This is a genomic window from Mycobacterium sp., from assembly GCF_050701675.1.
Lineage (GTDB): Bacteria > Actinomycetota > Actinomycetes > Mycobacteriales > Mycobacteriaceae > Mycobacterium.
Window position 1 is genome coordinate 1 of record NZ_JBOGDD010000007.1, and the last position, 2,706, is coordinate 2,706.

At 67.8% G+C, this 2,706-nt stretch carries 5 protein-coding genes; all 5 read right to left on the reverse strand.

Translation table 11 applies throughout. The features are described 5' to 3' along the window. A partial coding sequence (locus ACRDUX_RS00130) for an AI-2E family transporter (protein WP_526409835.1) occupies positions 1-395 on the reverse strand: 395 nt, incomplete at its 3' end. A gap of 15 nt (positions 396-410) precedes the next feature. Further along, a complete protein-coding gene (locus tag ACRDUX_RS00135; protein WP_526409837.1) occupies positions 411-566 on the reverse strand; it encodes a hypothetical protein in 156 nt (51 codons plus the stop codon). 88 nt (positions 567-654) lie between these two features. After that, positions 655-1,269, reverse strand: coding sequence for a pyridoxamine 5'-phosphate oxidase family protein (locus tag ACRDUX_RS00140; RefSeq protein WP_526409839.1), 615 nt, complete (start codon positions 1,267-1,269; stop codon positions 655-657). A gap of 7 nt (positions 1,270-1,276) precedes the next feature. Continuing rightward, a complete protein-coding gene (menE, locus tag ACRDUX_RS00145; protein ID WP_526409841.1) occupies positions 1,277-2,365 on the reverse strand; it encodes an o-succinylbenzoate--CoA ligase in 1,089 nt (362 codons plus the stop codon). A gap of 56 nt (positions 2,366-2,421) precedes the next feature. After that, the coding region (locus ACRDUX_RS00150; RefSeq protein ID WP_526409843.1) for a DUF3349 domain-containing protein at positions 2,422-2,706 on the reverse strand (285 nt) is incomplete at its 5' end.

Consider the following 2,706-nt stretch of genomic DNA (forward strand, 5'->3'; position numbering starts at 1 on the left):
TCGCCACTGAGCTTGGCTGGGCCGTTGATCAACCAGTCGCGGGTGCCCTCGATGCTGCGCGTGACCTGTTCGACGAGAAGCGGGGCGCCCTCGACGAATTGGTTGACGACGAATGCGAGGATTCCGCCGAACACGGCCAGACCGAGGACGAGCACGAAGGCGACGGCCCCGCCTCGCGCGGCGCCGCGCCGGTCGAGGAAGTCGACGGCGGGCAGAAGAAGAGCCGTGATGACCAGGGCGAGCGCGACCGGTACCACGACGACGCCGAAGCGAAACAGAATCTGCAGCAGTACGTACGCGGCGGCGAGCAGAACGAGAAGGCGCCACGCCCACGCCGCGGAGGCCCGCACCAGGGGACTGACCCACTGGTCGGTGCGGTCCGCAGCGGGGGGCATGACCGGGCTAATGCGCTAGAACCACACTTTTCGGCCACCGACGGGGCGACCGACAGCGCCGAGAACCCACAGGATGATGCCGATCACCAGAAGGATTCCGCCGATGGTGTAGAGGATCGAGATACCTGCGAAGTAACCGATCAACAGTAGGACGATGCCGAGCACGATCATGTTCAATCCGATCCGTAGAGCGAGTGAAACTGCCGCAGAAGGAATTACCCAAATCGTCAATTCCAAACCCCAGGAGTCTCACAGACTCCTAATACAGGATCTTCCGCATGTTGTCCTCGGCGTAGTACTCGGCCAACTGCTCGTCGCTCGTGTCGGGCTTGATGGCCTTGGCGAGCTGCGCGACGCTGGGCACCGCGGTGGGGTCCCACGTCTCGGGTTTCCATGCGTCCGACCGCAAGAACGCCTTGGCGCAGTGGAAGAAGACCTCGTCGACGTCGATCTCCAGAGCCAGGATGGGCCGCTTGCCCCCGACGATCATCGCGTCGAAGTACGGGGCGTCGGCGATGATCCGGGCGGACCCGTTGATCCGCAGGGTGTCCCCGCGTCCTGGGATCAGGAACACCGTTCCGACCCGCGTTCGGGACAGCACGTTGAGGTAGCCGTCGACGCGTTTGTTGCCCGGCCGTTCGGGGATGGCGATCGTCACGTCGTCGATGACGTGGACGAAGCCGGGCGGGTCGCCCTTGGGGGACACGTCGACGCGCCCGTGAGCGTCCGTGGTGGCAAGGAATCCCAGCGGGGAGTGCGACAGCCAGTCCCGCTGCGCTTCCGACAGCCGGCTCCTTACCTTGTTGGCCACGGCGGGGACGGGATGACCGACGATCGCGCGCAGCTCGTCGACGGTGGTGACTTCGCGAGACATGTCTCCATCATGCTCCGGCGTCAAAGCGGTTTGTCAGCTCCCTTCGGTCGATCTTGCCGATGCCGTGGCGGGGCAGTTCGTCGACGACGTGTACTTCCCTGGGGGCTGCGGTGGCGTCGAGCGTCTGCTCGACGTGCGCGCGCAGCTCGGCCACCGTCGGCGCGTCGCGGCCGGCCACGAGGACAACGGCCGCGGCGACCCGCTGGCCGAGCCGCTCGTCGGTGACGCCGAACACCGCACAGTCGGCGATCGCGGGGTGGGTCGCAAGCGCCGCCTCGACCAGCTGAGGCAGCACCGTAAGGCCGCCGGTGCCGATGGCGTCGTCGCGGCGTCCCAGAATTCGCAGGACGCCCGAATCATCCTTTGTACCAACGTCATCGGTGCGAAACCAGCCTGCCTCCACGAACGGGTCCGGATCCACCGGGTTGCGATACCCCTTGGCCAGCGTCTCGCCGCCCAGCACCACGCGGCCGTCGTCGATGCGCACCTTCACCCCGTCCAGGGCCACGCCGTCGTACACACAACCACCCGCCGTCTCGCTGGAGCCGTAGGTGCGCACCACCCGGATGCCCGCGGCTGCTGCGCGTTCGCCCACCGTCGCGGGCATCGGGCCGCCGCCGATCAGCACGGCGTCGAGTTCGGCAAGGGCGGCCGTGGCGGCTGGATCGCCGAGCGCCTTGACGAGCTGAACCGCGACCAACGACGCGTACCGCGGACCCGTGCCCAATGCCTCTATGGCGGCGGGCAACTCGTCGACCTCGAAACTGGGGTCGATCGCGACGGGCACCGTACCCGCCAGGATGCTGCGCACCAGGACCTGAAGCCCGGCAACGTGATACGCGGGGAGGGCCAGCAGCCAGCTGCCTGGACCCGCCAGCCTGTCGTGTGTCGCTGACGCGCTGGCGATCAGTGCGGGCGCGGTGAGCATGGCGCCCTTGGGAACTCCCGTCGTGCCGGACGTCGACACCACCATCGCGACGTCGTCGTCGATGTCCTCGCCGATCCGCAGTGCCCTCGCCAACGGCTCGGCGGCACGCGCGTCCGCGGGCACCGGCAGGATCGCGGACTCGCGGCCGTCGAGCACGCCTTCGAGCACCGCGAGGAGCGGTTGCAGTGACGGAGTGGGCGGGATGACGACCCCGCGTAGTGGCGCTATGCCGAACCCTCGCCGTCACCGTCGATGCTGGAGCCTTCCTCACGCGGATCGTCGAGCGGCCAGCCCCTGGCGGCCAGACGTTCCCTGACCCGCTCGACGTCCTCGGGGCGGGGTAGTTCGTCGGTGGTCTGCGTGATGAGCACGCCGATGTCGACGTGGTCGAACTCGCCGCGATTGATCAATTCCCCGGCGACGGCCTTGACCTCGTCGTTGCTGAGACGGCGGTTCAACAGCGACATCAGCGGCACGCGATCGGGTCCAGGCACCCCCTCGGGGTATCC

Excerpts from the sequence above, each read along its gene's own strand:
- ACRDUX_RS00135 (WP_526409837.1), bottom strand. The coding sequence starts at position 566 with ATGATCGTGCTCGGCATCGTCCTACTGTTGATCGGTTACTTCGCAGGT.
- ACRDUX_RS00140 (WP_526409839.1), bottom strand. The coding sequence starts at position 1,269 with ATGTCTCGCGAAGTCACCACCGTCGACGAGCTGCGCGCGATCGTCGGT.